A 6,321-nucleotide genomic window follows, 5' to 3' on the forward strand; every position below is an offset into this window, starting at 1 on the left:
CCCTCCTGGCGAATGATTGTGGAGATGAGCTCGCCACCAACTGCTTTAGGAATTTATCCCGGAGGTCAATCAGGAAATCCAGGCAGTAAATATTACGATAATTTTATAGACGATTGGGCAGCAGGCAACTACCACAGTTTAAACTTTTTGCAATCCGACATTAAAACCGAAGCTGTAATCGACACACAAACCTTAATTTCAAATTAAATGAAAATCAAGATCCTAAATTTTATAGCCACACTTGTTTTAGCTGTAATCTTTTCGTTTTTTTTGCCTTGGTGGTCTGCAATGTTGGCTGCATTTATAACCGCAGTAGTATTTTCCTTAAAACGCGCAGCTGTTTTCTTTACCCCATTTTTGGCTGTCTTTATATTTTGGGCCTGTTACTCATTTTTACTGGCTAACGGCAACGACTTTATACTGGCCAAAAAAATAGCGATACTATTACCCTTGGGTGGTAGTCCTTACCTTCTAATATTGGTCACAGGTATTGTTGGAGGTTTGGCGGCTGGTGTCGCCGGCATTTTTGGAAAACAATGCCTGGTGCTGGTAAAAAAGTAATGCTCTAAAAATAGCTGTAACTAATTACAAATCCTTCCCTAAATTGAATAATTATTTCGTTCAAATACAAATTCTGATAAATGAGCAAATTGGGAATAAATTTAGGTCTTCTGAACTACTAAGAACTTAAAAATGATAAAATTCTTCAATTAATTAAATCTGAACTTAAACAATAACGAACAACGGACATAGTATGAAACTAAAAAATGAAAGATAATTGGTTTAAAAATAACTACTTGTACTTGCTTTTACTCTTTGCGGTTATATCGGCAATTATGGCGTTGAATACCTCCGAATTTTTTTATAAATCGGGATCAGCCGGAGTAGGTATAATCATTTTAATTATTCTCAACTTCAGAAAGACCAAACAACCCAATGACACCTGGATGATCATAGGTGCTTTTTTGTTTTCTATTGCCGGAGACTGGTTCATGTCTAATAAACTGGGAGATCCAACGATGTTTAGCAAGGGCATTGCACTATTTTTTATAGCACATGCCGGTTATTTGGGGTTTGCTTTACTTAATGGTAAAATAAAATGGAGGTTTACGCTCCTTATCCTAATTGCCTATTTGGTGTTCTTTTTCCTTTTACTTTATCCCTCTATTGAGGATAAGGTTCTCATGTATGCTGCACTTATATATTTACTCATTTCATGTCTCACCTTTGGCACATCTGTTGGAATTAAGGGTGATGCATTATTTAAATGGGCTTACATTTTTGGGATTTTTCTAATTGTATTTTCGGATACAATTATTGCGCTCACGGAATTTTTGGGGTTTGATAAATTGGATTTTATGATTTTGCCAACTTATTATCTTGCGCATATAAGCATCACATTCTCAATAATTAGAAGAGAGAGTTTAATTGGAAAATAATATGAAGATCTTATGAGAGCGTTGGTATTTACAAAATACGGTTCACCAGAGGTTCTTCAACTCAAGGAGATTGCAAAACCAACTCCTAAGGAGAGTGAAGTTTTGGTAAAAATTCACGCTACAGCAGTGAATGATTACGACTGGAGTTTGATAAGAGGAAAACCCTATTTGTATAGATTACTTTTTGGTATTCTAAAGCCAAAACACCAAATCCCCGGTATGGAACTGGCCGGAACCATTGAAGCTCTTGGCACAAATGCAAAATCGTTTAAAGTTGGCGATGCCGTATATGGAGATATCTCCGCATATGGTTTTGGTAGCTTTGCAGAATACGTATGCATAAATGAAAAGACCCTGGTACTCAAGCCCGATACAATGAGTTTTGAGGAAGCCGCTTCCATCCCGCATGCAGCCATGTTGGCGGTACAGGGTCTGATCGATATTGGCCAGCTTCAAAAAAGACAGAAAATCCTGATTAATGGCGCAGGTGGTGGAATGGGGACATTCGCCTTACAAATTGCGAAGTTATATGATGCCGAAGTAACAGGGGTTGATACCGGAGACAAGCTAAAGATGATGAAGGAGCTTGGTTTTGATTATATCATAGATTATAAAAAAGAGGATTTCACAAAAAACAAACAGACTTATGACTTGATCCTCGATGCGAAAACCACCCGCTCAACTTTCCGGTATTTGAGGGCATTAAAACCCTGTGGAAAGTATGTTACTGTGGGAGGCTACTTGAACCGCCTTATTCCAATTCTTGTGCTTAAGCCCTGGATTTCCGTTTTTAGTAATAAGCGTATCCATTTGGTTGCCCTGAAACCAAATAAAGATTTGGAATATATAAACGAAATTTTCGCCACTGGCAAAATTAAAGCGGTAATAGATGGACCATACGAACTAAGTGCACTACCTGGGTTAATTCAGTATTTTGGTGAAGGGAAACACTCAGGTAAAGTAGTCATTAAGTTGATTTAAAAAATAACACTTCATTGAATGAGATATCATCCTTCAGAGAAAAAAATGGTTACTAAACAAAGGATCACCGAATTACCAAATTCTGTCCAAAAATGGCTTCTGAATAGCGGAATTATCGGGAAAGAAGTTATTCGATCTGTTTTTTTACAACAAGACCTCCAAATAAAGATGAAACCCGGACAAGATGTATGGTATAATGCTAATGCAAAACAATACTTTACGATTGAACCCCCAGCTTTTAAGTGGACTTTAAACTTAAGAATCAATTCTTTTATAAGTTTAGCAGGCAGGGATATATTAGAGAACGGAAAAGGTGCAATGTCAATTAAGTTGTTTTCCATTATACCTTTGGTAGACGTAAAAGATAATTCCAAGATAAATCAAGCTACACTTCAAAGATATCTCGCAGAAATTGTATGGTTTCCTTCCGCTGCCATAAATCCCAACATAAAGTGGGAACCAATTGATGGTAACTCTGCCAAAGCAACAATGTCTTACGGAGGCACAATGGGTTCTGGTACATTTTATTTTAGCAAGAATGGAGATTTCGTAAAATTCGGGGCGCTGCGCTACAAAGACGTAAAAGAAAATTCTGAACCAATATTGTGGACCGTAACTGCAATTAAAACAGAAGAAAGAAATGGTATAAGAATTCCGGTAGAGTTAAAAGCGGACTGGAAATTGGAAAATGGTAATTGGACCTGGCTTAAATTAAAAATAAAAGAAATCAATTATGATACTTGAAAATAAGCGGACTAATTCTGCCTAAAATATTTACTTAAACATGTGATTGCCATCAAAACATAAACATAATGAGTAATACTAAAGAATTAAACAATCGTACATTAACAATTAAAAGAACTTTCAACGCACCCATTCAATTAGTTTGGGATGCCTGGACTCGGGCTGAACAAATTGCCCTTTGGTGGGGACCAAAAGGAATGCAGACCAAAGTAGTCAAACATGATTTTAAAGTGGGTGGAATTTGGAAGTACGTTATGACAATGCCCGACGGGAATGATTTTGTTACCGAAGGTGTCTATTCAGAAATAGTTGAGCTTGTAAAAATAATATCATCCGCAGATTTTAAACCAATGACAGAAGGTGTGGAAATTCAGGCCCTTTTTGAAGCCAAAGAAGACAAAACCAATTTTACCTTTAAAGTTGTGCATCCAACGGCGGAATATTGCAAACAACAAGAGAAAATGGGCTTTTATAATGGTTGGGGTTCTACTTTTGACAGGTTAAACGAGTACCTCCAGGTAGAATAACCCATTTTCCGAACTATCTTCAGCACTTTGTGTAAAGTGTTATGGCAATTGTTGATATTATACAGTTGCCATTAGAAAAAACAGAAAAAAATTGTTTTTATTTTTTGTGGGTGTTCGATAAGATATATTTGCAGAAAATTAGAATAGTGCTCCATAACAGGCTAAAAACCCTTTGCTTAATTCTCTTCTTCCTGCCTGTTTCGATTTATGCGCAAGCCTTAGAAGAACCACCGACCAAAAATATAAATCAGCAGTTTCAGACCTGGATTTCGCTTAACAGTGTTTTTCAGCTTACCAATCATTGGTCAGGCCTGGCCGACCTGCATATTCGGCGTACCAATTTTGCAAAAGATCCGAGTTTTAATTTTATCCGTTTCGGAGCCCGATACGGCTTTAATGACAACCTGAAACTCTCGGCTGGCTATGCACATCTCTGGCTGGCCAAAGATGAAAACTGGACGCTTTTTCTAAACGAAAACAGAATTTATCAGGAATTTATCCTGGCAGACACCTGGCCCACTTTTAGTGGCTTATTCAGGATACGTACCGAGCAGCGATTTTTTAACAATGTGGAGGATGGCCTATCTCTGGAAGACAACTATTTTATAAATCGCATTCGGTTTCTGCTAAGTATAACCGTTCCTTTTAAGCAAGCGGGTAAAACTTCTTTTCTGGTCGCCAATGAAATACATTTAAACTTTGGCAAAGAAGTAGTGTTCAATACTTTTGATCAAAATCGGTTTACCGTGGGTATCAAACAAAAAATAGATAAAAGCTGGAGTTTTGACTGCGGATATATGTTGGTCTACCAACAGTTGCCAAGCGGCACAGACTATAACCTGAACCATACCTTCCGTCTGTTCTTTTACGGTAATTTTGATCTCCGCAAAAATAAGAATGAACTAATAGAACACGGTCAAACAATTGACTAAGTGGGGCCTGTATTTATTAAAACTTATTTCATTTTTATCTAATAAGACCGGGGCATGGCTGATTTTTGTGTAAAAAGCGGGTGCTGTTATATGCCCGGCACTTTCATTAAAAAAGTGTATCTTGTTAGCCACTCCCCCTAACAATACTAACCTTTAAACACAATTAAAATGAAAACAAAACTTATTGGACTACTCATGTTGGCCGTAGTAACTCTTTTCGGCTGCAAGGAAAAAGAAAAAGAAGTCGAGGTAGTCGTGGAAGAAACAGAAGCTCCGGATTCTGCGGACTACGATAAAAAAGTAGCCGTTATTCGCGCTTTTTTTCAGGCACATAGCGACGAAGATCTCGAAGCTCAAAGCGCCTTACTTGCAGATGACATGAAATGGAGCCCTCCCGCTTATAATGGAAACCAATGGTTAGGTAAAGAAGATCTTCGGACAGCCCTAAAAAACTATCATGATAATTTTGACAATATTAAATATGCCGAAGGTATTGTCATGCCAGATTCTACAGCCAATGGCTTCTGGTCTGGCTCTGTTTTCCCCGGGCAAAATGCTAATGCAAGCGACAGCGTAATTCGGGTATACGGTACCTGGACGGCAACTCATGCCGAAAGCGGTAAAGAAATAGGAGTTAAATTTTTTAACCTTACCTCGGTAAACGATGATGGAAAGATTGTACAATCGTCGGACTATTTTGATGTACATGGCCTCGCTGCACAATTGGAAGGGCAGGAGTAATAAATTATAAAACAAACAAAAGGTGGTCATTCGTTATGGCCACCTTTTGTTTTTGCATTAATAGATTTATTGCGCAACAAATAAAAACTCCGGCTAAAACTGACATAAATTCATTGGATTATTTAGAGTTTTTACTTTCGGTATTTACAAAAACTTAACTTGATCATCTTCAAATTTACTATTGTAAATCCTTATTTTTGGTACTCTTAAACTGCAAAGAAAATATTATTCATAACAATTTATAACTCAAAAAATCTATGAAAACAGTAAAAGCTTATGCCTCAAATGATGCAGGAGGTAAATTAATTCCTTTCCAATACGAATTAACAGAATTAGGAACCGACCAGGTGGATATTAAGGTACACTATTGTGGAATTTGTCATTCAGATTTGAGTATGCTTAATAACGAATGGGGGATGACGCAATATCCATTTGTTCCCGGTCATGAAATTGTAGGCGAGGTGATTGCCGTAGGTAGTGATGTGAAAAACCTTGAACCCGGAAATCTGGTAGGTCTGGGTTGGAATTCAGCCTCCTGTATGCATTGCAAACAATGTATGGATGGGAGTCATCATCTCTGTGATACAGTCGAAGGAACAATAGTTGGGCGCCATGGTGGATTTGCAGATACTGTACGAAGTCATTGGTCCTGGGCTATTCCACTACCGGAAGGCATCGATTTAAAAAAAGCCGGTCCCCTGCTATGTGGTGGAATTACCGTATTTTATCCAATACTTCTGGCAGGCGTTAAAGCAACAGATCGCGTAGGGGTTATTGGTATTGGTGGATTAGGGCATATGGCCCTGAAATTTTTAAATAAATGGGGGTGCGAAGTGGTGGCATTTAGCTCTAACCCAGACAAAAAAGAACAAATAATGGCTATGGGGGCTACCAAAATAGTTAATTCAAGAGATCCGGAGGAATTGGAGTCCATAGCCGGCAGTCTCGATTTCATTC

General features: G+C 38.0%; 9 protein-coding genes. All 9 read left to right on the top strand.

Annotation, left to right across the window (positions count from 1 at the left end; all coding sequences use genetic code 11):
• Window positions 1–207 (top strand): penicillin acylase family protein (locus WBN20_RS04600; protein ID WP_424280865.1); only part of this gene is annotated, 207 nt, incomplete at its 5' end.
• Complete coding sequence (locus WBN20_RS04605; protein WP_424280866.1) at window positions 208–561, top strand: hypothetical protein; 354 nt, start codon at window positions 208–210, stop codon at window positions 559–561. It abuts the gene before it with no gap.
• A 206-nt stretch (window positions 562–767) separates the two neighbouring features.
• Complete coding sequence (locus WBN20_RS04610; protein WP_424280867.1) at window positions 768–1,439, top strand: lysoplasmalogenase; 672 nt, start codon at window positions 768–770, stop codon at window positions 1,437–1,439.
• Between the two features lie 12 nt (window positions 1,440–1,451).
• A complete protein-coding gene (locus WBN20_RS04615; protein ID WP_424280868.1) occupies window positions 1,452–2,420 on the top strand; it encodes an NAD(P)-dependent alcohol dehydrogenase in 969 nt (322 codons plus the stop codon).
• An 18-nt stretch (window positions 2,421–2,438) separates the two neighbouring features.
• A complete protein-coding gene (locus tag WBN20_RS04620; RefSeq protein WP_424280869.1) occupies window positions 2,439–3,164 on the top strand; it encodes a DUF6544 family protein in 726 nt (241 codons plus the stop codon).
• Window positions 3,165–3,232: 68 nt separating this feature from the next.
• Window positions 3,233–3,691: an SRPBCC domain-containing protein gene (locus tag WBN20_RS04625; protein ID WP_424280870.1), complete on the top strand. Its 459-nt coding sequence runs from the start codon at window positions 3,233–3,235 to the stop codon at window positions 3,689–3,691.
• A 128-nt stretch (window positions 3,692–3,819) separates the two neighbouring features.
• The gene (locus tag WBN20_RS04630) at window positions 3,820–4,623 is read left to right on the top strand and encodes a DUF2490 domain-containing protein (RefSeq protein ID WP_424280871.1); all 804 of its coding nucleotides are present in this window, start codon (window positions 3,820–3,822) and stop codon (window positions 4,621–4,623) included.
• A 168-nt stretch (window positions 4,624–4,791) separates the two neighbouring features.
• A complete protein-coding gene (locus WBN20_RS04635) occupies window positions 4,792–5,364 on the top strand; it encodes a nuclear transport factor 2 family protein (RefSeq protein ID WP_424280872.1) in 573 nt (190 codons plus the stop codon).
• Window positions 5,365–5,621: 257 nt separating this feature from the next.
• A partial coding sequence (locus WBN20_RS04640) for an NAD(P)-dependent alcohol dehydrogenase (RefSeq protein WP_424280873.1) occupies window positions 5,622–6,321 on the top strand: 700 nt, incomplete at its 3' end.

Origin of the sequence: Eudoraea sp., from assembly GCF_049665975.1 — a bacterium.
GTDB lineage: Bacteria > Bacteroidota > Bacteroidia > Flavobacteriales > Flavobacteriaceae > Eudoraea.

What these genes read in the sequence shown, in the direction of transcription:
- WBN20_RS04620 (WP_424280869.1), top strand. Translation starts at nt 2,439, where the DNA reads ATGAGATATCATCCTTCAGAGAAAAAAATGGTTACTAAACAAAGGATC.
- WBN20_RS04625 (WP_424280870.1), top strand. Translation starts at nt 3,233, where the DNA reads ATGAGTAATACTAAAGAATTAAACAATCGTACATTAACAATTAAAAGA.
- WBN20_RS04635 (WP_424280872.1), top strand. Translation starts at nt 4,792, where the DNA reads ATGAAAACAAAACTTATTGGACTACTCATGTTGGCCGTAGTAACTCTT.
- WBN20_RS04605 (WP_424280866.1), top strand. Translation starts at nt 208, where the DNA reads ATGAAAATCAAGATCCTAAATTTTATAGCCACACTTGTTTTAGCTGTA.
- WBN20_RS04615 (WP_424280868.1), top strand. Translation starts at nt 1,452, where the DNA reads ATGAGAGCGTTGGTATTTACAAAATACGGTTCACCAGAGGTTCTTCAA.
- WBN20_RS04610 (WP_424280867.1), top strand. Translation starts at nt 768, where the DNA reads ATGAAAGATAATTGGTTTAAAAATAACTACTTGTACTTGCTTTTACTC.